We start from the raw sequence: 23,731 nt of genomic DNA, 5'->3' as shown, positions 1-23,731 counted from the left end.
TCAGACTTGTCGCATCCCGAAAACGTGCACAGCACGGCTTCTCGATGTGGAGAGGATCAGTCGATGTCGACACCTGCCGGAACTGAGATGAGCGACTTCGTCGACCCCAAGAGCCTGCGCAAGAGCGTTGTGGCGGGGTCGATCGGGGTGCTCGTGCACTGGTTCGACTGGGCCGTGTACGCGTACATGGCCGGAACGATCGCCGTCGTGTTCTTCCCCGAGTCGAGCGCGACGGCCGGTCTGCTGGCGGCGTTCGCCGTGTTCGCCGTGTCGTTCTTCGTGCGGCCCCTCGGCGCGATCATCTTCGGCCGGCTGGGCGACCGCCTCGGTCGAAAGACGACCCTTTCGATCGTGATCATCGCGATGGCCGTCGCGACGCTGGCGCTCGGCCTGCTGCCCGGGTATGGGACGATCGGCATCTTCGCCCCGATCCTCCTGATCGTGACGCGCATCGTGCAGGGCCTCGCTGCCGGCGGCGAATTCGGCAGCGCCGCGGCCTTCCTCGGCGAGTTCTCGCCCCGCAAGCGCCGTGGCTTCGGCTGCAGCTGGCTCGAGTTCGGAAGCCTCATGGGCTTCCTGCTCGCCTCGTTCGCGGTCTTCCTGCTGAATGCCGCGTTCCCGAACGACGTCATCGTCGCGTGGGCCTGGCGCATCCCGTTCCTGTTCACCGCCCTGCTCGGCGTCATCGGCCTCTACATCCGGCTGAAGATCGAGGACACGCCCGATTTCGAGCAGCTCAAGGAGCTGCAGGCGGTGTCACACGCTCCCGTCAAGGAGGTCTTCCAGCGCAACAGGCGCGAGTTCTTCCAGACGTGCGGCATCGAGATCTTCATGAACGTCACGTTCTACGTCGTGCTGGTCTACCTGCTCACTTATCAGGAGGAGACGATCGGCTTCGACGCGGGCCGCGCCGCGCTGCTGTCGACGCTCGCCTCGGCCCTGGGACTCATCGTGGTGCCGTTGGCGGGCATCCTGTCCGACCGTGTCGGACGCAAGCCGGTGCTGATGTTCGCCGCGATCGCCCAGACGGTGCTGTCGGTTCCCCTGTTCCTGCTCATGCAGGTGGGATCCGACTGGGCGGTGTTCCTCTCGACGTTCGGCCTCGCGTTCCTGCTCGCCCTGGTGCTGGGCACCCACGCGGTCACGGTCGTCGAGCTCTTCCCGACGCGGACACGCCAGACCGGCCTGTCGATCGCTTACGCCGTGACGGCCGCGCTGTTCGCCGGCACCGCGCCGTACCTCCTGACGTGGCTCATCGACGTCACCGGCAACGGACTGGTGCCCGGATGGTTCCTGCTGGTCGTGGGGCTCGTCGGTGTGGTGACGGTCGCGACGATCCCCGAGACCCGGGGCATCTCGCTGATCAAGGAGCAGGACCTCAACACCGCGACCGTGCGCCTTCCGCGCCTGCCCCGCCGCGCACGCGCCTGAATCGCCGGTTCCGGCCCTTCGACTCGCTGCCCTCGCTCAGGGACCTGCGCGTTTCCGCCAGGTCACTGCGCGAGGAGCGCAGCGACGAGTCGAAGCGCCGGGCCTCGGCGCGCTCGGGCAACCGCCGAGCACGTTCCACGAAACAAGGCATTCGCGGCGAAGCCGAGGCCATCGGCGCTTGTCTCGCGAATTGTGTCTCAGCGGCCGGGGCGGCTACCCCTCGACGAGGCGCGGGGCGAGGCCGGTGTAGGTCGCCGGCGTCAGAGCGATGAGGCGCTGCTTCGCATCATCCGAGATGTCGAGGCCCTGCACGAACTCGGCGAGCTCGGCCGCTCCCACCCGGTGCCCGCGCGTGAGGTCCTTCAGCAGCGCATACGGGTCGGTGATCTGCGAGCGGCCCGCCGTGATCTCGGCGCGCACGACGGTCTGGATCGCCTCGGCGAGCACCTCCCAGTTCGCGTCGAGATCGGCCAGCAGCACCTCACGGCGCAGGGAGATCGCGTGCAGCCCCTTCAAGAGGTTGTCGAGCGCGAGCAGGGAGTGGCCGAATGCGACGCCGATGTTGCGCTGGGTCGTCGAGTCGGTGAGGTCGCGCTGCAGCCGCGACGTCACGAGCGTCGAGGCGAGCGTCTGGAACAGGCCGCCCGAGATCTCGAGGTTCGCCTCGGCGTTCTCGAACCGGATGGGGTTGATCTTGTGCGGCATCGTCGACGAGCCGGTCGCTCCCGCCACCGGGATCTGGGCGAAGTATCCGAGCGAGATGTAGGTCCACGCATCCGTCGCCAGATTGTGCAGGATGCCGCCCGCGTGCCGCGCGCGGTCGTACAGCTCGACCTGCCAGTCGTGCGACTCGATCTGCGTCGTGAGCGGGTTGAAGCCGATGCCGAGGCTCTCGATGAACGTGCGCGTGAGCTCGGGCCAGTCGACGTTCGGCTCGGCCGCGATGTGCGCCGACCAGGTGCCGGTCGCACCGGAGAACTTCGCCAGGAATTCGGATGCGCCGATCTGGTCGGCGATCCGCCGCAGCCGCCACGCGAACACGGCGAGCTCCTTGCCCATCGTCGTGGGCGTCGCCGGCTGCCCGTGCGTGCGTGCCAGCATCGGAGCGTCGGCGTGCTCGCGAGCGAGCTCGTCGAGGGTCGCGATGACCTCCCGCAGCTTCGGCAGCCACACCTCATGCACGGCACGCTGCACCGTCAGCGCATACGAGGCGGAGTTGACGTCCTCACTCGTGCAGGCGAAGTGGGTGAGCTCGGCGATCTGCTCGAGGCCGAGAGAGGCGAGGCGGTCGCGCACGAGGTACTCGACGGCCTTGACGTCGTGGTGGGTGACGGCTTCCTTCGCGGCGAGCCAGTCGATCTCGTCCTGACCGAAGTCGCGGTAGAGCGCGCGCAGCCGCTCCTTGTCGTCCTCGACGAGCGGCGACGTGCCGAACAGGCCGCGATCGGTGAGGATGATGAGCCACTCGACCTCGACCTCGACGCGGGCGCGGTTCAGACCCGCCTCCGAGAGGTGCTCGCCGAGCGCGGCGACGGCATCCCGGTACCGTCCGTCGAGCGGGCTGATCGGCTGCGGGGCAAGAGTGGTCACGGGGCTCCCGTTCGTGAGCAGCCGCCGGGTGTCAGGCGGCGCGGATCGCCGGTTCGAGTTGCCGGAAGAGCGCCCGGCACGCGCTCTCGATCATACCGAGCACGTCATCGAACATCGCCGGGTCGGCGTAGTACGGGTCGGGCACATCGCCCGTGCCGCGCGCGTTCGGGTCGAACGACAGCAGCCGGGCGATCTTCGCCTCGTCGTCCTCGTCGCGCGCCCACTCGCGCAGCACCCGCTCGTGCCCGCTGTCGAGGGCGACGACGAGGTCGTTGTCGTCGAAGTCGCGGAACGTGAACTGCCGCGAACGATGAGTGGTGGCGTCGTAGCCGTGCCGCGCGAGAGCCGCGATCGTCCGGCGGTCGGCGCGCTCCCCGACGTGCCAGTCCCCGGTGCCGGCGCTCGTCGACACGACGCGTTCGCCGAGCCCCACCGAGTCCGCGAACCAGCGGAAGACGACCTCGGCCATCGGCGAGCGGCAGATATTGCCCGTACACACGAACACGACCCGGAAGGGGTCGGGTGCGGCGGACATGCCTCCATTCTGGCGCCGAGCGCCGGGTTCTGCACAGTCGGTGCGCAATGGCCGTGTGCGGTGGATCTGTCCACCGACCCTCGGTCACGTCGTAGCCGGCGTGGGCGGTGCTGGCACCGTGGAGGGATGGGCACCGTCACACCGGCCGATCTCCAGGAACTTGACGCCGTGATCGCCGCGCTGCGCGACGTGCAGGACCGCCTCCACCGGGTGCGGGATGCCGCGGCCGCGATCACGCGCGACACCCAGTGGCAGGCCAAGGCGGTGCGGGCGTACCAGCAGAAGGCTGCGGCGTGGGACGACGGCGTGGGCGCCCTGGTCGCACGGCTCGCCGACGAGGAGGGGAGGGTGCGCACGCTGCGCGCGGGGGCGTACGCCGCGCTGGCGGCCGGCGGGTGAGGCGGGCGGATGCGTCGGACGGGTGGGTCGGGCGGTAGGGCGAGTCCGCGAGGGAGCGGATGCGTCGAACGGACGAGAGGACCAATGTGGGAGACGACATCGACATCCGGGAGGGCGGGGTGGTCGCCGTCGACACCGGGTCGCTGCGGGCTGCGGCATCCCGCTACCGGTCGCTGCGGCAGGATCTCGACGGCTGCGCGGTGACGCTGCGCGCGCAGGGCGAGGTCTTCGCCGGACGCGGGGTCGTCGCGCTGAGCAGCGGCGCCATTCCCGACCTGCTCCGGCACTCGGCGGCGGTCGCGGCGGCGCTCGCCGACGAGGCCGAGACCACGGCCGGCGAACTGGGTGACCTGGCCGACACGTACGAGATCGTCGACTTGCGCGCACGCCGGGCGATGGTGCTGGGAATCGGCGCCGGGATCGGCCTCGCCGCCGCGACGATGATCGCCGAGGCCAGGCATCCGGAGGCGGCGCAGCGCGCCGACGGGGCGGAGTTCGGGCGTGACCTCGAGGTGAGCGCGGGGGTGGTCTCCGTCGCGAACCTGGGCGCGGCGGCGACGATCGCAGCCGGCGCCCATGTGCTGCTGCCGGGATTCGCGATGTGGGTCGATACGGCGTTTCTCGTCCTGCCGCTGCTGGGCCAGAACCTGCAGGCGCTACTGCGCGAGCTCGGCCACGGCACGATCGAACAGGGGTCACGACTGCGCGGTGAGCCCGAACCGGTGCGCGTCGCACAGGTGGGCGCTGTCGGCGTCTCGGCGCCGCCCGAGGGTCTGGGCGATGCGCTGTCCCGGATCCCGGGCGACGACGCCCGCGTGCGGATCGAGACGTACACGATGCCCGACGGCACGAGGCGGTACGCGGTTTATCTGGCCGGCACGCGCGACTTCTCGGTCGGCGGCGATGACCCGTGGGACATGACCTCGAATCTCCAGCTGTACCAGGGGATGGATGCGTCGGCCTACGAAGCCGTGGTCCAGGCGATGCGCGACGCGGGAGTCCCCGACGGGGCCGGCATCTACCTGTTCGGGCACTCGCAGGGCGGCATGATCGCGGACTGGCTCGCGATGCAGGGCGGGTACGACGTGAAGATGCTCGTGACGGCCGGTTCGCCGACGGAAGCGGCAGTGGGCGAAGAGACGCTGAGCGTGCAGCTGCGGCAGACCGACGACGTCGTGCAGTCGCTCGCGGCCGGCGGCTCGACGGGCCGAGTCGGCGCGGAGGGGAGCCTGGTGGTCGAGCGCGTCGGCGATCCGGTGCCGCGCATGGACGACGTGCGGCTGGCGCCGCATCATCTCGTCGCCTACGTCGCGACGGCACGGCTGGTCGACGCGTCGACCGACCCGCGGACGGCGCACCTGCGGTCCCGCCTCGGGGAGCTGCGCGGAGCGACATCGGTCACGTCGGTCCAGTACGACGCGCAGCGCGCCGCCCCCGACGGCGACCGGGCTCGCACCCGGACGCCGGCGGCCACGAAATCTGTGGGGTGATGTTCCGCGGGACCGCTGGCAGCCTTACGCGAGCGTGCCCGCCGCCTGGCGAGCGGCGCCGAGTGCGACGTACTCGGCAGGGGCCGGCACGTCGACCGGCATTCCGAGCACCTCGGGTGCGATGTGCTGGACCGCCTCCGACTGGGCGCCGCCGCCGATCAGCAGCGCGCGCCGCAGCGGCACTCCGAGCTCGCGCAGTGTCTGCATGCCGACCGCGAGGCCGCCGAGCATCCCCTCGACCGCCGCCCGGGCGAGGTTCTCCCGCGTCGTCGACGCGAGTGTCATGCCCGACAGTGTCGCCGTCGCGTCGGGCAGATTCGGCGTCCGCTCGCCCTCGAAGTACGGCTCGAGCCGAAGGCCGCCGGCACCGGCCTCGGCGGCCAGAGCCAGAGCGCTGAGCTGCGCGTGGTCGACGTCGAGCAGGCCGCGTACCACCTCGAGCACCCGCGACGCGTTGAGGGTCGCGACCAGCGGTAGCCAGTTGCCGTCGGCCGCGGCGAACCCCGCCACCGTGCCGCTCGGATCGATGACCCGATCCGCGCTCACGGCGAACACCGTGCCGCTCGTGCCGATCGACACCACGACGTCGCCCGGGGCGGCACGCAGCCCGAGGGCCGCGGCGGCGTTGTCGCCGGCCCCCGCGCCCACGCGACGTGCAGGAGTGCCCCGGCGCGTGGCGGCGCCCACCCCACGCACGGCCGCACCCGCCTGACGCGCGTCGCCCGGCTGACCCGTCGCCATGCCGGCGTTTCCTGCCGCCGCCGCATCCGTCACCCACTCGTCAGGACCGAGCACCCGGGGCAGCACCGCGTCGTGTCCGAGCGCGGCGGTGAGCAGCTCGCGGTCGTAGCCGTCGGCGCCCCAGTAGCCGGTGCCCGAGGCATCGGACCGGTCGGTGACCAGCTCGTCGAGCGCCGGATTCTCGGGGCCGAACCCCCGCAGGCGCCACGTGAGCCAATCGTGCGGCAGGGCCACCGCCGCGACCCGCGCGGCGTTCCCGGGCTCGGCGTCGCGCAGCCACCGCAGCTTCGTGATCGTGAACGACGCCACCGGAACGACGCCCGTGCGCGCGGCGAGCGCCTCGACGCCGAACTGGGCGATCAGGTCGGCTGCCGCGCCGGCCGACCGCGTGTCGTTCCACAGCAGCGCCGGGCGGACGACCCGACCGCGCTCGTCGAGCGCGACCATCCCGTGCTGCTGGCCGGCGATCGCCCACGCCTCGACGTCATCCATCCCTCCGGCGGCGGCGATCGCGCTCTGCAGCGCGAGCCACCACGCCTCGGGGTCCACCTCGGTGCCGGCCGGGTGCGCCGTGCGCCCCTCCCGGACCACACGTCCGGTGGCGGCATCCGTCACCACGACCTTGCACGACTGCGTCGACGAGTCGACTCCCATCACGAGCGCCATGGCATCCTCTCGTCAGACGGTCGGTGAGAGTGCATCTGACGGACGAGAGTGCGGGTGTTCCCCCTGCTTCTCGTCCGGCAGATGCATTCTCGCGGGTGTGGGGGTGCGACGGGGTCGACGCGCGTCAGCGGGCGCCGAGCAGGTGCTCGGTCGCCAGCTGCTGCAGCCGGACGAAGCCGAAGCCGCGACCGCCGAAGTACGCGTCGGCGTCGAAGTCCTCCCAAGCCGAGCGGTCGGCCAGCAGCTCGGCATAGCCCTCGCCGTCGCCGAGTGTCGGCTCGGCCAGCTCGGGCACCCGCGCGGCGGCCAGCGCCTCCTGCACCTCCGTGTCGGCGCGGAACGCTGCGGCGCGCTCCTTCAGCAGGAGGTACGTGCGCATATTGGCGGCCGCCGACTCCCAGACGCCGGTCTCGTCCTCGGTGCGGCTCGGCTTGTAGTCGAAGTGGCGCGGGCCGTCGTACGCGCGGCCGCCGTCCGGGCCGCCGTTCTCGAGCAGGTCGACGAGCGCGAACGCATTGTGCAGGTCACCGTGGCCGAACACGAGGTCCTGGTCGTACTTGATGCCGCGCTGACCGTTGAGGTCGATGTGGAAGAGCTTGCCGTGGTACAGCGCCTGCGCGATGCCGGCGGCGAAGTTCAGCCCCGCCATCTGCTCGTGCCCGACCTCCGGGTTCAGACCGACCATCTCCGGGTGCTCGAGCGAGCCGATGAACGCGAGCGCGTGCCCGACGGTCGGCAGCAGGATGTCGCCGCGCGGCTCGTTCGGCTTCGGCTCGATCGCGAAGCGCATGTCGTAGCCCTTGTCGATCACGTACTGCGACAGCAGGTTGACGCCCTCGCGGTAGCGCTCGAGCGCCGAGCGGATGTCCTTCGCCGCGTCGTACTCGGCGCCCTCGCGACCGCCCCACATCACGAGCGTCGTCGCGCCGAGCTCGGCGCCGAGGTCGATCTGCCGCAGCACCTTGCGCAGGGCGTAGCGGCGCACCGCGCGGTCGTTCGACGTGAACCCGCCGTCCTTGAACACCGGGGGGCTGAACAGGTTGGTGGTGACCATCGGCACGACCAGGCCGGTGTCGGCGAGGGCCTGCTTCAATCGATCGATCTGCGTCTGCCGCTCGGCATCCGTCGAACCGAAGGCGAACAGGTCGTCGTCGTGGAACGTGAGCCCGTACGCGCCGAGCTCGGCGAGCTTCTCGACGGCGTGTACGACGTCGAGGGCCGGACGGGTCGGTCCGCCGAAGGGATCGGTGCCGTTATAGCCGATCGTCCAGAGGCCGAACGTGAATTTGTCGGCGGGGGTCGGGGTGACCATGACGCTCCTTCGCGGCGCTAAGTGGCGCGGATGCGGCGTCCAGGCGGGCGCCTCGGCTAAATGTTGCTGACGACAACCTATAGCGTGTGGGCCGCCGTGTCCACTTTTTGTCGGCTTCGACTACAAACCCGTACAGTTGTCGCGTGCAGAGTGCGAGACCGGCCGGAGTCCGCGAGGCGAACCTCGCCCAGGTGCTGCGGCTCGTGCATCTCGACGGCCCGCTCTCGCGTGCGACGCTCACCGCCCGCACCGGTCTCAACCGCTCGACGGTCGGCGACCTCGTGACGGCTCTTGCCGACGCCGGGCTGGTGCGCGAGCAGGAACCCGACGGCCGCGGCCGCGTGGGCCGGCCCTCGCCCGTGGTCGCCGTCGCCGAGGCTCCCGTCGCGATCGCGGCGAATCCCGAGGTCGACGCGCTCACCCTCGCGGTCGTCGGCCTCGACCGCAGCATCCGTGCCCGGGTCCGCCTCGAGCGCGACACGCTCCTCACGCCGGAGGAGACCGCGACGCTCATCGCCGAGCAGATCCGGGCGTGGCGGAGCGGCCCGCTGCGGCACGCGCGCGTCATCGGGGCCGGCGTCGCGGTGCCGGGGCCGGTGCGATCCGACGGACTGGTGCGGAGCGCTCCGCACCTGGGGTGGACGGATGCTGCGCTGCAGCCGCTCGTCGCCGACGCGACCGGTCTGCCCGCCGTCGTCGGCAACGACGCGAACATGGGCGCGGTGGCCGAGCATCTCTTCGGTGCGGCACGTGGCGTCGACGACGTGGTGTACGTGAACGGCGGGGCCAGCGGCATCGGCGGCGGGATCATCGTCGGCGGCGTGCCGCTCGCGGGGGCGGGCGGCTACGCGGGGGAGTTCGGGCAGAGCCGTCCGGCGGTCGCGCGCGAGGGCGACCGCCGCAGTCCGGATGGCGTTCTCGAGGACGAGGTGAGCCGGCGGAGGCTGCTGGACGTCGTCCGACTGCACGCGGCCGACGACGCGGCGCTCGCCGAGGCGCTGTCGGCGGCGGTCGACGCCGACGTATCCGAGGAGGTCGCGCGGCAGCGCCGCATCCTCACCACCGCTCTGGCGAACGCCGTGAACGCTCTCAATCCCGCGGTCGTGGTGCTCGGCGGCTTTCTCGCGATGCTCGGCCGGCCCGACCTGCCCGGACTCATCGCCGACGTGCGGGCGCAGTCGATGCCGAGCTCGGGCGAGGGCCTCGACATCCGTCTGGCCACCCTCGCCGACGACCGGCTGCTCATCGGGGCGGCCGAGGCGGCGTTCGCCGACCTGCTGCGCGACCCCACCGCGGTCATCCGCTGACGCGCGCAGCACTCAACCCGTCGCCACCCTCGCCTCACGATCGTCGAACCCGACTCGCTGTGGCGAGATCGTACGATGCCGCCGAGTGCACATCAAACGGCGCCCAGGATCATGTGGTTTCGCCGGAATCGTACGATCTCGCCGTACCGATCCCGGCGGACAGGCACCGGGGCGACGTGCGGCGTCAGGCCGCGCCGTGGCTGGCACGCGAACGGCGCGAGAGCGAGTCGATGATCACGGCGAGCAGCAGCACCACGCCGGTCACCATGAACTGGACGTACGACTCCAGGCTCAGCAGCGTGAGGCCGCTCGCGATCGACTGGATCACGAAGATGCCGAGCAGCGCCGACCACGCCGAGCCGCGACCGCCGAACAGGCTCGTCCCGCCGATGACGGCCGCCGCGATCGCGACGAGGTTCGTGGTGCCGCCGCCGCTCGAGATGCTCGCCGCCGTCAGGCGCCCCGCCGCCATGAGCCCGCCGACCGTGGCGAGCACCGTGCCGACCATGAGCGCCGAGATGTAGATCGCCTTCACGTTGATACCCGCACGGCGTGCTGCCTCCTCGTTGCCGCCGACGGCGTAGATCCACCGACCCCACCGCGTGCGCGTCAGCAGCGATGCCATGATCGCGACGAGCACGATGAACACGAGGAACATCACGCCGACGCCGCGGTCCGTGGCGAGGTACGCGATCGCGGCGGCCGCGACGATCGCGATCACCACCGCCTTGATCACGATGAGCGAGATCGGACCGGTCGACAGTCCCGACTGCGCGCGGCGACGCATCCGGGCGACGTCGTTGACGACGATGCCCAGAACGGCGAGCCCCGCGAACGTGTAGGCGAGCCAGGGCGGCAGGAACCAGGATGTCGCGAACTGCACGATCCACGACGAGTACGGCAGATTGATCGTCCCGGTGGGTCCGAGCACCCACAGCTGCACCCCGAGGAACGCCATCAGGCCCGCGAGCGTGACGACGAACGTCGGCACGCCGAACCGCGTGAACAGGAAGCCGTAGACGAAGCCGATCGCCGCGCCGATCGCGATCGCGAGCACGATCGACAGCCAGATCGGCCACTGCCAGCTCACGAACGAGACGCCGAGGAGGGCCGAGGCGAGACCGCTGAGCGAACCGACCGACAGGTCGATCTGCGCGACCAGCAGCACGACGACGACGCCCAGCGCGATCGTGCCGGTCGCGGCGCACTGCAGCGTGAGGTTCACGAGGTTGTCGGCGGAGAGGAAGTTCGGGTTGAGGATCTGGAAGACGATCCAGATGATGATCAGCCCGATGAAGATCGGCAGCGACCCGAGGTCGCCGGTGCGGACGCGGGTGCCGAACGCGCCGAACGCCCCGCGCAGGCCTTCCCTGCGCATGAGCCGCTCGTCCTGCAGGTCGGCGGCGACGGTGGTGGGCGCGGAGTTGTCCTTCGTCTGCTGCTCGCTCATTCTGCGTCCTTCTCGATCGCTGCGCCGCGGGTGCCGGCGGGATTGTCGGTGGCGCCGGTGATCGCGGCGACGATGTCTTCGTAGCTCACATCGGCGGTGCGGAACACGCCGTTGTTGCGGCCCAGGCGCAGCACCACGACGCGGTCGGCGACGGCCTGCACGTCGGCCATGTTGTGGCTGATCAGGATGACGCCCAGTCCGCGCTCGCGCAGCCGCTCGATGAGGTTGAGCACTTCGGCGGTCTGGGCGACGCCGAGCGCGGCGGTCGGCTCGTCGAGGATCACGATCTGCGGCTCGCCGATGAGCGACCGGGCGATCGCCACAGTCTGCCGCTGGCCGCCGGAGAGCGACGCGACGGCGATCCGCACCGAGGGGATCTTGGCCGACAGCTGCCGCAGCAGGTCCCAGGCGCGCTGCTCCATCCCCTCCTCGTCCATCGTGAGGCCGCCGAGCTCCCGGCCGAGGAAGAGGTTGGCGACGACGTCGAGGTTGTCGCAGAGTGCGAGGTCCTGGAAGACCGTCGCGATGCCGAGCTCGCGCGACGCGGTCGGCGACGGGATCGAGACGGATGCGCCGTTGAATGTGATCGTGCCGTGGTCGGCGGCGTGCACGCCGGCCAGGATCTTCACGAGCGTCGACTTGCCGGCGCCGTTGTCGCCGACGAGGGCGACGACCTCGCCCGCGTAGACGTCGAGATCGACGTCGGTGAGGGCCCGCACGGCGCCGAAGCCCTTCGAGATGTTGCGGATCGAGAGCACCGGTTCTCGGGTGGGGGTGTGCTGCTCGTCGAGTTCGGATGCCAGGGTCACGGCGTCTCCTTCGTTCGGGTGTGCGCGTGCCGGCCGGGTCGCCCCGGCCGGCACGCGGCGTCGGATGCTACTCGAGACCGTTCTTGGTGCAGGCGTCCTTGTAGGCGCTCGTGCAGATCTGGTCTACCGTGTAGAGCCCGTCCTTGACCACCGTGTCCTTGATGTTGTCGACGGTCACCGCGACCGGCGTCAGCAGGAACGACGGGATCGACGCGCCGTCGGCGGTGTCGGCCGACGCATCCGCCTTCGGCTTCTCACCCTTCGTCAGCGCCACTGCCAGCTCGGCGGCCTGGTAGGCCTCGGGCTTGAACGCCTTGTACACGGTCATGTACTGGTCGCCGGCGAGGATGCGCTGGATGCCGGAGAGCGCCGCGTCCTGACCGGTGACCGGGGGCAGCGGCGTGATGCCGCCGGCCTTCAGCGCCGCGATCGCGCCGCCGGCGGTGTCGTCGTTGGCGTCGTAGACGCCCTTGATCTTGTCGCCGAACTTCGTCACCTGGCCGGCGACCCAGTCCTGGGCCTTCGGCGGCTCCCATCCGGGGGTGTCGTACTCGGCGAGCACGGTGAGGCCCGACGAGTCGATGACGCTGTGCGCGCCCTTCTTGAACTGCGCGGCGTTCGGGTCGGTGGGCGAGCCGTTGACCATGAGGATGCCTGCGTCGGCGGGGAGGTTGAGTTTCTTCATCTGGTCGACGAGAGCCTGCGCCTGGAGCTGACCGACCTTCTCGTTGTCGAACGAGACGTAGTACGACACGTCGGGGCTGTTGACGAGGCGGTCGTACGAGACGACGGGGATGTTCTTCGCCTTCGCCTGGTTGACGATCGCGGCGGCGGCCTTGCCGTCGAACGGATCGAGGACGAGCACCTTGACGCCCTGGGTGAGCATCGACTCGGCCTGCTGCTGCTGCTTGGCCGCGTCGCCATCGGCGTTCGCGTACAGCACCTCGCAGCCGGCGCAGAGGTCCTTGACCTTCTCTTCGAAATACGGCTTGTCGGCGCTCGCGTAGCGCTCGGTGACGTTGTCGGGGAGCAGCAGCCCGATCTTGGCGTTGGCGGCGTCAGCGCCGCCCGGGGCCTTGTCGCCTCCGGTCTGTGCGCCGTTCGAGCACGCCGAGAGCATGCCCATCGACAGGAGCAGCGCCGTCGTCGCGACGAGCGCCCTCTTGGTGGTGATCTTCATCGAAAAACCTCCGTTGCTGTGCCGTCCACGGTGGCGACTCCCTGAGCATGGCAGTGTCGCGCGTTGGCGTCAAGACTTGAACACAACGGTCCGGCAACGGTGACGGATGCGTCAGCCTGCCGCGCATCGGAGACGGATGGTTTCATGCTCCCGCGTGGCCCGAGGCCGGATGCGTCAGCCGGCCGCGGGCTCGACGTTCGCCGCGTTGACGTTCGCTTCGTCGATCGCGTGGACGGCGGCACCCATCGCGGCGGCGCTCACGCCGAGCTGGCCCTGCACGACGTCGGGGGCCTGCGACGGCGCGACGAGCACGGTGTGCTCCATTGCCAGGCGGATCGGGCCGAGCAGCAGTTCCCCGGCACGGGCGAGGTCGCCCCCGACCACGATGCGCTCGGGATCGAACAGGTTGCACAGATTGCCCGTCGCGAGCCCGATGTGGCGGCCGGCGTCGGCAAGGGCGCGGATGCACCCGGCGTCGCCGCCCATCGCCCGCACCACGATGTCGCTGAGCTTCAGAGGGCCGGCGTCGCGCTCCAGACGTTCGAGGATCGCGGGGCCGCCGGCGATCGCCTCGAGACAGCCGCGGTTGCCGCACCGGCACAGCGGACCGTCCTCCAGGATGACCGTGTGGCCGAGCTCACCGGCCGTGCCGTTGTGCCCGCGCAGCAGTCGCCCGCCGAGGAGCAGGCCCGAGCCGATCCCGTCGCCCACGTCGATGAAGATGACGTTCTGCCGGCCGCGCGCTGCGCCGAGACGGGCCTCGGCGAGGGCGGAGAGGTTCGAGGCGTTGTCGAGGAAGACGGGGCGGCGCAGCCGGCGGTGCATGACGTCGGTGATGTTCACGCCGGTCCATCCGCGCAGGATGCCGCGGCCCGCCACGCGGCCCGTGTCGCGCTCGATCGGGGCCGAAACGGCCAGGCCGACGCCGAGCAGTTCGTCGATGCCCGATTCGAGGGTTCCGAGCATGTCGGCGAGGAGCAGGGTGGCGCGGTCGAGCTCGTTGTCGGCGCGGTGATCGCGCGCCAGCGGCATGTGGTTCTCGCTGAGCACCGTCCCGTTCACGTCGGCGACGATGATGCGCAGGTGCCGGGTGGAGACGTGGATCCCGGCGACCAGTCCGACCGCACGGGCGAAGCTGACAAGGCTCGCACGCCGACCGCTCCGCGTGCTCGGTGTGGTGCGGAGGACACCGGCGCCGGCGAGCTCGCGGACGATGTTCGACACGCTCGCGGGCGACAGGCCCGTGACGCCCGCGAGTTCGACCTGCGTGAGCCCGCCGTGCTTCTTGATCGCGGCGACGATGCGCGAACGATTGGCTTCACGCAGTGAAGTCTGCGAGCCGGGAGTCCGCCGTTGGGTTGCCACGAGCACACCTTAGCGGCACCCGGGCCGCTCGCCGGTGCGGGTCTGCTCCGACACCGGCGAGGACCCGGTCCGCTCGCCGGCGCCGGTCCGGTCCGACACCGGCGGCGACGCGCCTCAGGTCACCGGGTGAGCGGCGACGAAGACGTCCTGCGGGTCGAAGCGCTGCTTGAGCGCGGCGAGCCGTTCCGCCGCCGTGCCGAACGCCCGCGGTCCCACACTGTCGGTCTCCAGGAACGTGAGTGCCACGTCCGGTCCGTGCCAGGGCGCCACTGCATCGGTGACGGCGCGGGCCGCGGCCCGGGCGCCGGGCATGGCCTCGGGCGCCGGCACGATCGACATCGCCGCGAGGAGGTACTCGCCCTGGACGGCGCTGATCGCTCCGCCGCTCGCGCCCGGTCGGGCGAACGCCCCGCCGGTGTGACGCAGCTCGCTCATCATCGGCCGAGCCTCGAACGCCGCGCGCACGAGCGCGGCGACGGCGTCCTCGTCGAGGTGGTCGAGCATCACGTGCGAGTTCACCGACGGCGAGGGTTCCGGCGGATCCATGTGCACCTCGACGAGAGCACCGGCCGGGATGCGCGCGAACGTGTCCATCTCGGGCTCGAGGGCGCGCAGCGGCGCGAGCAGCTCGGCGGCCACGCCATCCGTCTCGAGGATCGCCCCGTCGATCGCGACGACCGAACGACCGGCGAGGAACGGCGGAAGGGTCGGCAGCTGGGGAAGGTGCAGGATGCGCAGCGACGTCGAGACGCTCTCGGGGACCGTCGCGGTCCAGCCCGTCCACGCGTTCACGATCTCGGCGGCCCGGGCGCCGTCCCACAGCATGAGGCCGGCGAACACATCGGCGTACGGGAGCAGGTCGATCTCGAGCGAGACGACGACGCCGAACGCGCCGGAGCCGCCGCGCACGGCCCAGAACAGGTCGGCGTTCTCGTCGGCCGAGGCCGTCACGATCTCGCCATCGGCCGTGACGATTCGCACTGAGCGGACCGCGTTCACGGCGAGGCCGTGCTGACGCCCGTAGAACGAGACGCCGCCGCTGAGAGAGTAGCCGGCGACCGAGACATCGCCGGCGCTGCCGTGCAGAGCGGTGAGCCCGGACTGCGTGGTCGCGTCGAGCACGTCGTGCCACTGGGTGCCGCCGCGGACGGTGGCGGTGCGCTCGTCGGCGTCGACGGTGACGCCGCGCATTCCGCGCAGCGATACCAGCACCGTCTGCGAGAGGTCGGCCGTCGCCATGGCGCCCGCGCCGTGCCCCGTCGACTGGGGTGCGACGCGGAGTCCGGATGCGGCGGCCGCGCGCACGATCGCGACGACCTCCTCCTCGGTCTCGGGAAGGGCGACCGCGAAGGGCCGCTGATCGACGGCGATGTTCCACGGCATGCGCGCCGCGTCGTAGGCGGCGTCGCCGGGGAGGACGATGCGGGCGCCGAGAGCCTGGCGCAGCCGCTCGGCTGCGTCGTCGGTGAGAAGGGTCATGGTGGTCCGTTCCGGTCGAGGGACGCCGCTGGTCGCGGTGCGAGGCGGCGGTGCGTGTCGCACTCCTGCGCAGAGGCGGCAGAACGCCGTCTCGATACACGCCCGATCACATCCCTGCAGGCATCATGCCGCGGGGCTCCGACACGGCGGAAGATCGGATCGGGCGCTTCGACTCGCGGCTGCGCCGCTCGCTCAGCGACCTGGCACGCTGGCTCGCTCGCTCAGCGACCTGGTGGCGCCGGCCGCGCCGCTCGATCAGTGACCCGGGCGACCACGCGGCGCCACCGCGCGAGCAGCGCCCCGTCCGACTCCGCAGCGCGCCACCGCTTGATCAGCGACCGGGCTGGCCGAACGATGCCTCACCGCTCGATCCGCGATCCGCCCGGTCGCTCACTCCTTGAAGTCGTCGGGGTCGACCTCGTCGAGGAACTTCGAGAACTCCTCGACATCCGCCTCCGCCTCGGCGGTGGACTCGTCCGCCTCGCCGATCACGTCGTCGACGCCGGCCTCGGCGAGCACCTCATCGGCCACGAAGATCGCGGCCGACGTGCGAGATGCGAGGGCCACCGCATCCGATGGTCGTGAATCGATGCGGTGCACCATGCCGCCTGCGCTCACCGTGATCTCGGCGTAGAACGTGCCGTCGTCGATGCGCGTGATCTCGACGCGCTCGACCGTCGCTTCGAGGGTCTCGAGCATCGTGCGGAGCAGGTCGTGGGTGAGCGGACGCGGCGTCTCGGCGCCCTCCACCGCGACCATGATCGCCGTGGCCTCCATCGCGCCGATCCAGATCGGCAGGATCTTGCGCTCGCCGGGCACGGGCTCGATCGGCTGCAGCAGGATCACGTGCTGGCCGGATGTGTCGAGGGCCACTCCGGCGACCCGTACCTCGACCATGTTCCCTCCCGGTGCTCGTCTCGCCATGGTACGCACGGTGAAGGCTGCCGTGGGCAGGCCGCTCGCGCCCGGCGGTCAGATTCGCGTATCGGTCACCAGCTCGTGCAGCAGAGGGAACGCGGTGGTCACGGTCTTCCAGAGCACGTCGAGGTCGATTCTGTCGTAGTGATGCACGACGAAGTCTCTGTTGCGTGCGGCCTGACCCCAGATTGGGTCGGCGAATCGCTCACGATCCGTGTCCCGCAGGCGCTTCGCCAGCTCTCCCACTCGGGTGCACAGCGCTTCGAAGGCGAGGGGCAGAGCCGGGTCGGTGCGGTAGGCGCCCTCGCCGCGAGCGACGAGCGCCGCCGCCTGCGACAGAACGGCATCGAGATCATCGAGCCAGTGCGGAATGCGATCGTCCGTCCTCACAGCTCCACCGCCTCGGCGAGCACCTCAGCGTCGCGGTTAGCGTCAAGAGACGTGGTGGACACGGCGGATGTCGGGACACCGAGCAGCATCTCCATGTCCATCTCGAACTGTGCGATATCGAACAGCGTGGCCTCGGGGTCGGGCGCGACGAGAAGATCGAGGTCGCTGGCCGCCGTCTGATCCCCGCGGGCGACCGAACCGTACACCCGGACGTCGTGCAGGTGTGCGGCGTGCGCCAGCCGAGTGATGAGCGGAGCAAGGGAACGGATGCGGGCGAGATCGGGCACTGCCTGCCGTTCGTGGTATCGGCTGAAGGGAAGGAGGACGGCTTCGGGGCGCCGATGGGAACCGATCACGACAGGCTCAGCGTCCGACGACGCGCGAAAGCGCTTCAGAGTCTTTGACAGTCCGGCTCTCGCCTCGGCCACCGGAGTGACGTCCATCGATCCTCCCCAAAGATGTACATATTTTTGCACATAAATGAGGGGAAATCACGCGCGGAAGAACACCTCGGCGACGCGGCTCAGGTCGTGCAGGTCGGTCACCCCGGCGAGCTCGCGCGCCGAGTGCATCGACAGGATGGGGATGCCGACGTCGACGGTGCGGATGCCGAGCCGGGTCGCGGTGATCGGCCCGATCGTCGAGCCGCACGGCACGGCGTTGTTCGACACGAACTCCTGGCTGTGCACGCCGGCCCGCTCGCACCAGCCGTTCCACGCGGCGGCGCCCGACGCATCCGTCGCATACCGCTGGTTCGCGTTGATCTTGAGGATCGGTCCGGAGCCGAGCCGCGGCTGCACGACCGGGTCGTGCTTCTCGGCGTAGTTCGGATGGACCGAGTGGCCGACGTCGCTCGAGACGCACCACGATGCGGCCAGGGCGCGCAGCTGCTGCTCGCGATCGGCGCCCAGGCCCAGCCACACGCGCTCGAGGACCTCGGCGAGGAACGGCCCCGCCGCGCCGGAGCGTGTGGCCGACCCGACCTCCTCGTGGTCGAACACGGCGAGCATCGGAATGCGGCCACCGGGCTCGTCGATGCGCGCGAGCGCTGCGACGCCGGCGTGCACCGAGGCGAGGTCGTCGAGACGACCGGCGGCGAAGAACGCGTCGTCCTTGCCGAAGACCCTTCCGTGCGCCGTGTCGGCGGTGACGACGTCGTACCCGCGGATGCGGGATGCGTCGACGTCGGCCGCGCGGGCGAGCTCACCGAGGATGTCGGCCGACTCCGCTTCGCCGAGGCCCCAGACCGGCTGCGTCTGGGTCTGCTTGTTGAGCGTGAGGCCGTCGTTGTTCACGCCGCGGTCGAGGTGGATCGCGAGCTGCGGCAGGCGCAGCAGCGGCCCTGTGGAGGCGAGGGCGACGGTGCCGTCGTCGAGCACGAGCCGCCCGGCGAGGGTCAGCTCGCGGTCGAGCCAGGAGTTCAGCAGCGGCCCGCCGTAGACCTCGACGCCGGCCTGCAGCCATCCCCGGCTGCTCGTCGTCGGCTGCGGCTTGAGCTTGAACGCCGGGGAGTCGCTGTGCGCGCCGAAGATGTGCACGCCCGTCGTCGCGTCGGCGCTCGCCGGCACGATCCACGCGATCACGGCGCCGTCGCGGACAACCAGGAAGCGTCCGCCGGCCGGCGCGGGCCACTCATCCGCCTCGTCGAGGCGCGTGAATCCGGATGCCTCGAGCCGGCGCGCAACCTCGGCGGCGGCGTGGAAGCTCGACGGCGATGCGGCGACGAAGTCGGCGAGGTCCTCGGCGTGGGCGAGCGCCTGCGCGGAGGGGGTGGTGGCGGCGGATTCGGGCACGGTTCGGCCTTTCCGGTCGGCGGATGCGGTGTTTCGATCGTACGCGGGCGGGCTTCCGGCCTCGCCCGCGCGCTATCGTCGCCGGTATGGATCTCGAACTGTACGACCGCGTCATCCTCGTCGTCGGCGGGACCGGCCTGCTGGGCACCGCCATCGTGGATCGACTGCGTTCCGAGGGAGCAGCGGCGGTCGCCGCATCCCGCCACGCCACCGAGGGCATCGTGATGGATGCCGGCGACGACGCGTCGGTCCGCGACGGCGTCGAGCGCGTGCTCGCCGAGCACGGCCGCATCGACGGGCTGGTCGTCGCCGCGGCGCCGAGCGCGCGCACGCTCGACCCCGAGCGCAACTCCGACCCGGAGCAGGCGATCCAGGCGATCGACGGCAAGGCAATGGCGTTCCTGCGCGTGGCGAACGCGGTGATGCCGGCGATGACGGATGCCGGTTTCGGGCGTGTCGTCGGGATCAGCGGCCAGAACGCGTTCCAGACGGGGAACATCACCGGCTCCGTGCGCAACGCGGCACTGGTGATCGTGGCGAAGAACCTCGCCGATCAGGCGGCGGGAACCGGGGTCACGGTGAATGCCGTCAACCCGGGGATCGTCGTCGAGGAGCCGTCATCCGACATCCCACTCGGCCGCTCGGGCCAGTGCACGCCGGGGCAGGTCGCCGACGTCACGGCGTTCCTGCTGTCGCCGCGCACCGCGTCGATCTCGGGCGAGAGCATCGCCGTGGGCCATCGCGTGCGGGGTGCGACCGGGCTTTAGGTCCCGGCGCCGGACCGGCCGTCTCGCCAGCCGGTCCGTTGCTGTCTGCCACGGGACCGCGGCGGGGTCAGGCCGCGCCGGACGCCTTGTCGAACTCGCGCTGCCAGTCCTCCATCGCCTGGTTCGACCCGAGCATGCCGTCGAGGACGACCTGAAACACCATCGCCCGGTGGGCGTTGACCTTGCGGATGTTCGCGACGAGCTCGGCGTCGACGGCCGCGACGGCGCGCTGCACTTCGCTCACCCGCTGTGCGGGGTCCTCCCACAGGTGCGGATTGACGAGCACGTCGAGCAGATGGTCGCGGCCGAGCGCCGCGGCGAGCTTGCCGAGTTTGATGTCGTACTCGCTCGCGGCCACGCCGCGCTGCATCGGCTCGCCCTTGACCCACAGGCGCTGGAACAGGGCCTCCGCGTTGGTGGCGAGCGATCCGATGTCGCGCGCCACGCCCGCGGCGGTGCGGTCTCCTCTCCGGCCGCGAGCGGCGTAGAGCCGCCCCAGCTCGTTGAGCTGGCGGATCCGGTCGCTCACGCGGGGCGGAACCGGCTCGGCGTCCTGCCGGGCCTGCTCTGCCCGGTCGTCGAAGCGCCGGCGACTGGCCGAGAAGGCGAGGCTGCCTGCGCCGACCAGGCCGGCCATGACCAGGAGGACAGCGCCGAATGCCGCGAGGCCTCCCGCACCGGCGGCGGAGAGCGCCTGCAGGACGGCGATGTCGATCACGACGAAGACCGCGGCGATCACCCCGGCGATGAGCCATACCGCGCGCTTGTGCTTGGCGTACCCGGCGAGGCGGCGGCCGCGGGAGTCGCGCTGACCGCCGAACAGGGTGACGGCGACATCGACCAGCCACCAGACGCCGTAGCCACCGAAGGTCACGAGCTTCAGGAGGCCGGTCCCGAACTTGCCGAGGTAGAACCGGTCGGCGCCCAGCATGCCGAACAGATAGGCGAGGAGGAGCGTGGCGACGTAGCTCTTGCCGCCCTCCGCGTTCCGAGGCGGCGGCGTGATGCTCGCCAGCTCCGGATGGCTGCGCAACGGCATCGCGTGGAACGTCCCCGGCAGTCTGAGGGAGACCGCGTACCGGTCGCTCGGCCGCGGTGAGACGCGCGGCGGTGCCCAATCCTGCGGAAAGCTGCTCATCACGTCTACCCCCTCGTTGGGTGTCGGATGCAGGACAGTCTAGGCTCGGCCGGCGGCGCGGGGGCCGGTCGCTTCTCGACGCCCGGTGGCCGCGCTCGTGCTTGTCGCGCGGACCGTCACCGTCGTGCCGGACCGCCCCACATCCCCGAGCGCGAGAGGGCCGCATCGCCAAGGCCGCCCTACCACCGGTATCGACGCCGGTGTCGGAACCACAGCTCGCACGGCTGGGTCGAACCGGGGCGCACCCCGCGGCACGGTCGCACGGTGTCGCTCTTCGACCAGTACACGTTGTAGAGCACCTCGCAGTCGCAGCAGCTGCCTCCCTGGCTCAGGCGTCGCAGCAGCGCCGTCGCCCGTGGTGCCTTCGCGTCGCGGTATCGGCGTGCGAGCGCGTGGGTGCCGTCGCAGCGGACTTCGCGCAGCACCCGGTCGAGGTAGCACGCGAGGCACTCCCGCTCCTGTGGCTCGGTGATCGAGGCAGCGAGCTGTTGCAGGAGGCCTTCGGCCTCGGTGATGATCTCGTCGCGTGTCACGGCGCGCTCCCGTCCGGTCGTTCAGCGCGCAGGACGGCGCTGGCTTACCGGGGACGATACGCACGCTGCGGGGTCCGGATCAGCGCTCAGGGGCACTCCGTGGAGAATCGGGCCGGAAGTCGACGTTCACCGCTCCTGGGGAGGCGCGCGGGGCCGTGAACCGCCGGCGCCGCAGCCGGGCGCCGTCGCGCCGTCGTCCCTCAGGCGAACCGCCGGGCCGCCGCCGGGGCGCTGAGTGGCGCTGGGCCGGACGCCGGGGCGGCAGTTTCCCGCTGATGCGCCACGTTTTTCCTGGCGCATGAGCGGGAAACTGTAGCCCTCGGTGAAATCGTGTGGCATCAGCAGCGTGCTACAGCATTCGACCTGGAGGATCTCGAGGAGTGGCCAGGGCACTGAGACGTGACCTCCGTCCTCGCGTCGTCGTCCCGTCGTCGCGCCGTCCTGCCGCTGTGCCGCCGTCGTCGTCGCGTCGTTGCGCCGTCGCGTCCTCGCGCCGTCGTCCCGCAGGTGAACCGCCGCCGAGCGCGGTCAGTCGGCGCTCGAGCGGAGCCCGCGACGCGTTGAGAGCAGCGTCAGCTCCGGGTACTCCTCCGCGACGTGCCGCTCGGCGCGGTCGAGGACGTCGCGCACGTGCGACGCATCCGACCCGACGACCGCGACCCCGACCTGGGCGCGTCGGTGCAGATCCTGATACCCGACCTCGGCGGTCGCCGCCTCGGTCCGCCGACTCAGATCGGCGAGAAGAGGACGAAGGATGCTGCGCTTCTGCTTGAGCGACTGGACGTCACCGAGCAGCAGGTCGAACTCGATCCAGCCGATCCACATGCGGGCGAGTATGGCAGACGAGCGTTACAGGTCGAGGAAGTCCGCCAGCCACACGCGTGCGGTGTCGAGGCACTCGCCGCTCACGTGTCCAGCGACGCCCGTGAGCCGCTCACGGCTGAGGGTCCGCGGCTGCTCGGTCATCACCCACGAGGGGCGGCCGAGCCCGCTCGGTCCGTCGACGGCGACATGGTTGGGCCACCCTCTGTCGACGCTCGTGATGGGAAGCACGATGACCAGCGTGGTCACTGCATCGAGATGACCGCTCGATGAGACCACGAGCACCGGCCGGTGGCCGCCCTGCTCGCGACCGCGGACAGGTTCGAGGGTCGCCCAGGCGACCGTCCCGGGCGCGATCCCGAGATCAGGCACGCCGAGTGTCGGCGAGTTCCGTCGCCTCCCATTGCCGCGACTCATCGAGGTAGTCGTCCATCACCGGTCTCGGGCTCTCGGCGATCGCCTGCTTCGCCGCCGCGAGGCGCGCCTGGCGGTCGGCGAGATCCGCCAGCGAAGCAAGATGGGCGCCGAGGGTGACTCCGGCGCGGGATGCCTGTGCCTTCAGTCGGTCTCGGAGCTCATTGCTGACCTTGATGGTGGTGGTCATACTCCGAGTATACCAACGGTCAGCCGCGCCCCGCCTGGGCCGCCAGCAGCGACATGAGCTCGTACATCACGTGGCTCGCGGCGATGCCGGTCACCTGCGCGTGGTCGTATGCTGGCGCGACCTCGACCACGTCGGCGCCGACGACGTTCAGGTCGCCGAGCGCGCGCAGCATCCGCAGCAGCTCCCGGCTCGTCAGCCCGCCCGCCTCGGGCGTGCCGGTGCCGGGCGCGTGCGCCGGGTCGAGCACGTCGATGTCGATCGACACGTACACGGGCCGATCGGCCAGTCGCCCACGCATCCGCTCGATCGCCGCGGCGACGCCCTCCTCCTCGATGTATTCGCTCGAGACGATCGAGAAGCCCAGCCGCTCGTCGTCGAGCAGGTCCTGCTTCGAGTACAGCGGCCCCCGCGTGCCGACGTGGCAGCTCGCGGTGAGGTCGATCAGCCCCTCCTCCGAGGCCCGCCGGAACGGCGTGCCGTGCGTCACGGGCGCCCCGAAATAGGTGTCCCATGTGTCGAGGTGCGCGTCGAAGTGGAGCACCGCCACCGGTCCATGCCGCTTGGCCGCCGACCGCAGCAGCGGCAGGGCGATCGTGTGGTCGCCGCCGATCGTGATGACCCGTTCCACGCGCGAGTGCAGCTCGTCCACCGCCCGCTCCACCTCGGCGACCGCGGCCGAGATGTCGAACGGGTTCACCGGGATGTCGCCGGCGTCGACGATCTGCGCGAGCGCGAACGGCGACACGTCCTGCGCGGGGTTGTACGGACGCAGCAGCCGCGACGACTCGCGCACGTGCGACGGACCGAACCGCGCCCCGGGCCGGTAGCTCACGCCCGAGTCGAACGGGATGCCGACCACGGCGATGTCGGCGGCCGGCACGTCCTCGATGCGCGGCAGGCGCGCGAACGTCGCGATGCCGGAGTAGCGCGGGCTGACGGATGCGTCGACCGGCCCGATGGGTTCACTCATGGTGTCTCTCCTCCTCTGCGAACGCACGCGGTGGCGCGCCCG

The 23,731-nt window shown here is 71.0% G+C and carries 24 protein-coding genes; 5 read left to right on the top strand and 19 right to left on the bottom strand.

Annotated features, from left to right (window positions below):
* Positions 1-63 precede the first annotated feature (63 nt).
* Positions 64-1,431: an MFS transporter gene (locus tag AC3RX1_RS14940; protein WP_491502052.1), complete on the top strand. Its 1,368-nt coding sequence runs from the start codon at positions 64-66 to the stop codon at positions 1,429-1,431.
* A 213-nt stretch (positions 1,432-1,644) separates the two neighbouring features.
* Here AC3RX1_RS14940 and purB read toward each other — a convergent pair whose 3' ends face one another.
* Both purB and AC3RX1_RS14930 read right to left on the bottom strand, forming a co-directional pair.
* Complete coding sequence (purB, locus tag AC3RX1_RS14935; protein ID WP_491502051.1) at positions 1,645-3,021, bottom strand: adenylosuccinate lyase; 1,377 nt, start codon at positions 3,019-3,021, stop codon at positions 1,645-1,647.
* Between the two features lie 31 nt (positions 3,022-3,052).
* Complete coding sequence (locus AC3RX1_RS14930) at positions 3,053-3,556, bottom strand: low molecular weight protein-tyrosine-phosphatase (protein ID WP_491502050.1); 504 nt, start codon at positions 3,554-3,556, stop codon at positions 3,053-3,055.
* A gap of 126 nt (positions 3,557-3,682) precedes the next feature.
* On the opposite strand from AC3RX1_RS14930, the gene AC3RX1_RS14925 reads away from it, so the two are divergent.
* Positions 3,683-3,955 carry a hypothetical protein gene (locus tag AC3RX1_RS14925; protein WP_491502049.1) on the top strand — a complete coding sequence of 91 codons (273 nt, stop codon included), beginning with the start codon at positions 3,683-3,685 and terminating at the stop codon, positions 3,953-3,955.
* 86 nt (positions 3,956-4,041) lie between these two features.
* Positions 4,042-5,445, top strand: coding sequence for an alpha/beta hydrolase family protein (locus AC3RX1_RS14920; RefSeq protein ID WP_491502048.1), 1,404 nt, complete (start codon positions 4,042-4,044; stop codon positions 5,443-5,445).
* Between the two features lie 24 nt (positions 5,446-5,469).
* Here the strand turns inward: AC3RX1_RS14920 and AC3RX1_RS14915 are convergent, their stop codons facing one another.
* On the bottom strand, positions 5,470-6,852 hold the full coding sequence (locus AC3RX1_RS14915; RefSeq protein WP_491502047.1) for an FGGY family carbohydrate kinase: 1,383 nt from the start codon (positions 6,850-6,852) through the stop codon (positions 5,470-5,472).
* 124 nt (positions 6,853-6,976) lie between these two features.
* Complete coding sequence (gene xylA / locus AC3RX1_RS14910; RefSeq protein ID WP_491502046.1) at positions 6,977-8,164, bottom strand: xylose isomerase; 1,188 nt, start codon at positions 8,162-8,164, stop codon at positions 6,977-6,979.
* 143 nt (positions 8,165-8,307) lie between these two features.
* Here xylA and AC3RX1_RS14905 point away from each other — a divergent pair, with 143 nt between their 5' ends.
* Positions 8,308-9,471: an ROK family transcriptional regulator gene (locus AC3RX1_RS14905; protein ID WP_491502045.1), complete on the top strand. Its 1,164-nt coding sequence runs from the start codon at positions 8,308-8,310 to the stop codon at positions 9,469-9,471.
* Positions 9,472-9,655: 184 nt separating this feature from the next.
* Here AC3RX1_RS14905 and AC3RX1_RS14900 read toward each other — a convergent pair whose 3' ends face one another.
* The 9 genes from AC3RX1_RS14900 to AC3RX1_RS14860 all read right to left on the bottom strand — a co-directional run bounded on the left by AC3RX1_RS14900 (position 9,656) and on the right by AC3RX1_RS14860 (position 18,855).
* Entirely contained in the window at positions 9,656-10,921 is a 1,266-nt protein-coding gene (locus AC3RX1_RS14900) for a sugar ABC transporter permease (protein ID WP_491502044.1), read from the bottom strand.
* Complete coding sequence (locus tag AC3RX1_RS14895; RefSeq protein ID WP_491502043.1) at positions 10,918-11,730, bottom strand: ATP-binding cassette domain-containing protein; 813 nt, start codon at positions 11,728-11,730, stop codon at positions 10,918-10,920. Before AC3RX1_RS14895 ends, AC3RX1_RS14900 begins: the two co-directional genes overlap by 4 nt.
* A gap of 67 nt (positions 11,731-11,797) precedes the next feature.
* Complete coding sequence (locus AC3RX1_RS14890; protein WP_491502042.1) at positions 11,798-12,910, bottom strand: sugar ABC transporter substrate-binding protein; 1,113 nt, start codon at positions 12,908-12,910, stop codon at positions 11,798-11,800.
* A 174-nt stretch (positions 12,911-13,084) separates the two neighbouring features.
* The gene (locus tag AC3RX1_RS14885; RefSeq protein WP_491502041.1) at positions 13,085-14,275 is read right to left on the bottom strand and encodes an ROK family transcriptional regulator; all 1,191 of its coding nucleotides are present in this window, start codon (positions 14,273-14,275) and stop codon (positions 13,085-13,087) included.
* Positions 14,276-14,389: 114 nt separating this feature from the next.
* Entirely contained in the window at positions 14,390-15,754 is a 1,365-nt protein-coding gene (locus AC3RX1_RS14880; RefSeq protein ID WP_491502040.1) for an FAD-binding oxidoreductase, read from the bottom strand.
* 390 nt (positions 15,755-16,144) lie between these two features.
* Positions 16,145-16,678, bottom strand: coding sequence for a bifunctional nuclease family protein (locus AC3RX1_RS14875; protein ID WP_498239551.1), 534 nt, complete (start codon positions 16,676-16,678; stop codon positions 16,145-16,147).
* A gap of 48 nt (positions 16,679-16,726) precedes the next feature.
* The gene (locus AC3RX1_RS14870) at positions 16,727-17,062 is read right to left on the bottom strand and encodes a HepT-like ribonuclease domain-containing protein (protein WP_491502038.1); all 336 of its coding nucleotides are present in this window, start codon (positions 17,060-17,062) and stop codon (positions 16,727-16,729) included.
* Entirely contained in the window at positions 17,059-17,505 is a 447-nt protein-coding gene (locus AC3RX1_RS14865) for a type II toxin-antitoxin system Phd/YefM family antitoxin (RefSeq protein ID WP_491502037.1), read from the bottom strand. Before AC3RX1_RS14865 ends, AC3RX1_RS14870 begins: the two co-directional genes overlap by 4 nt.
* Before the next feature lie 48 nt (positions 17,506-17,553).
* Positions 17,554-18,855: a M18 family aminopeptidase gene (locus AC3RX1_RS14860; protein WP_491502036.1), complete on the bottom strand. Its 1,302-nt coding sequence runs from the start codon at positions 18,853-18,855 to the stop codon at positions 17,554-17,556.
* Between the two features lie 86 nt (positions 18,856-18,941).
* Between AC3RX1_RS14860 and AC3RX1_RS14855 the strand changes: the two genes are divergently transcribed.
* Entirely contained in the window at positions 18,942-19,622 is a 681-nt protein-coding gene (locus AC3RX1_RS14855; RefSeq protein ID WP_491502035.1) for an SDR family NAD(P)-dependent oxidoreductase, read from the top strand.
* A 67-nt stretch (positions 19,623-19,689) separates the two neighbouring features.
* Here AC3RX1_RS14855 and AC3RX1_RS14850 read toward each other — a convergent pair whose 3' ends face one another.
* From AC3RX1_RS14850 to speB, 6 genes are all read right to left on the bottom strand, one after another.
* Positions 19,690-20,760, bottom strand: a complete 1,071-nt coding sequence (locus AC3RX1_RS14850) for a TM2 domain-containing protein (protein ID WP_491502096.1) — start codon at positions 20,758-20,760, stop codon at positions 19,690-19,692.
* 179 nt (positions 20,761-20,939) lie between these two features.
* A complete protein-coding gene (locus AC3RX1_RS14845; RefSeq protein WP_491502034.1) occupies positions 20,940-21,293 on the bottom strand; it encodes a DUF2695 domain-containing protein in 354 nt (117 codons plus the stop codon).
* A gap of 528 nt (positions 21,294-21,821) precedes the next feature.
* Entirely contained in the window at positions 21,822-22,118 is a 297-nt protein-coding gene (locus AC3RX1_RS14840) for a DUF503 domain-containing protein (RefSeq protein ID WP_491502033.1), read from the bottom strand.
* Positions 22,119-22,142: 24 nt separating this feature from the next.
* Positions 22,143-22,487, bottom strand: coding sequence for a type II toxin-antitoxin system PemK/MazF family toxin (locus tag AC3RX1_RS14835; protein WP_491502032.1), 345 nt, complete (start codon positions 22,485-22,487; stop codon positions 22,143-22,145).
* On the bottom strand, positions 22,480-22,719 hold the full coding sequence (locus AC3RX1_RS14830) for a hypothetical protein (protein WP_491502031.1): 240 nt from the start codon (positions 22,717-22,719) through the stop codon (positions 22,480-22,482). Before AC3RX1_RS14830 ends, AC3RX1_RS14835 begins: the two co-directional genes overlap by 8 nt.
* A 19-nt stretch (positions 22,720-22,738) precedes the next feature.
* On the bottom strand, positions 22,739-23,689 hold the full coding sequence (gene speB / locus AC3RX1_RS14825; RefSeq protein ID WP_491502030.1) for an agmatinase: 951 nt from the start codon (positions 23,687-23,689) through the stop codon (positions 22,739-22,741).
* Positions 23,690-23,731: the final 42 nt, after the last annotated feature.

The sequence above is a fragment of the Microbacterium altimontanum genome, from assembly GCF_058349865.2.
The sequence above is the reverse complement of the archived record's forward strand: the minus strand, read 5'-3'. Positions and strand labels throughout refer to the sequence as shown.

Excerpts from the sequence above, each read along its gene's own strand:
- AC3RX1_RS14940 (WP_491502052.1), top strand. The coding sequence starts at position 64 with ATGTCGACACCTGCCGGAACTGAGATGAGCGACTTCGTCGACCCCAAG.
- AC3RX1_RS14930 (WP_491502050.1), bottom strand. The coding sequence starts at position 3,556 with ATGTCCGCCGCACCCGACCCCTTCCGGGTCGTGTTCGTGTGTACGGGC.
- AC3RX1_RS14925 (WP_491502049.1), top strand. The coding sequence starts at position 3,683 with ATGGGCACCGTCACACCGGCCGATCTCCAGGAACTTGACGCCGTGATC.
- AC3RX1_RS14915 (WP_491502047.1), bottom strand. The coding sequence starts at position 6,852 with ATGGCGCTCGTGATGGGAGTCGACTCGTCGACGCAGTCGTGCAAGGTC.
- xylA (WP_491502046.1), bottom strand. The coding sequence starts at position 8,164 with ATGGTCACCCCGACCCCCGCCGACAAATTCACGTTCGGCCTCTGGACG.
- AC3RX1_RS14900 (WP_491502044.1), bottom strand. The coding sequence starts at position 10,921 with ATGAGCGAGCAGCAGACGAAGGACAACTCCGCGCCCACCACCGTCGCC.
- AC3RX1_RS14890 (WP_491502042.1), bottom strand. The coding sequence starts at position 12,910 with ATGAAGATCACCACCAAGAGGGCGCTCGTCGCGACGACGGCGCTGCTC.
- AC3RX1_RS14880 (WP_491502040.1), bottom strand. The coding sequence starts at position 15,754 with ATGACCCTTCTCACCGACGACGCAGCCGAGCGGCTGCGCCAGGCTCTC.
- AC3RX1_RS14875 (WP_498239551.1), bottom strand. The coding sequence starts at position 16,678 with ATGGCGAGACGAGCACCGGGAGGGAACATGGTCGAGGTACGGGTCGCC.
- AC3RX1_RS14865 (WP_491502037.1), bottom strand. The coding sequence starts at position 17,505 with ATGGACGTCACTCCGGTGGCCGAGGCGAGAGCCGGACTGTCAAAGACT.
- AC3RX1_RS14855 (WP_491502035.1), top strand. The coding sequence starts at position 18,942 with ATGGATCTCGAACTGTACGACCGCGTCATCCTCGTCGTCGGCGGGACC.
- AC3RX1_RS14850 (WP_491502096.1), bottom strand. The coding sequence starts at position 20,760 with ATGAGCAGCTTTCCGCAGGATTGGGCACCGCCGCGCGTCTCACCGCGG.
- AC3RX1_RS14840 (WP_491502033.1), bottom strand. The coding sequence starts at position 22,118 with ATGTGGATCGGCTGGATCGAGTTCGACCTGCTGCTCGGTGACGTCCAG.
- AC3RX1_RS14830 (WP_491502031.1), bottom strand. The coding sequence starts at position 22,719 with ATGACCACCACCATCAAGGTCAGCAATGAGCTCCGAGACCGACTGAAG.
- speB (WP_491502030.1), bottom strand. The coding sequence starts at position 23,689 with ATGAGTGAACCCATCGGGCCGGTCGACGCATCCGTCAGCCCGCGCTAC.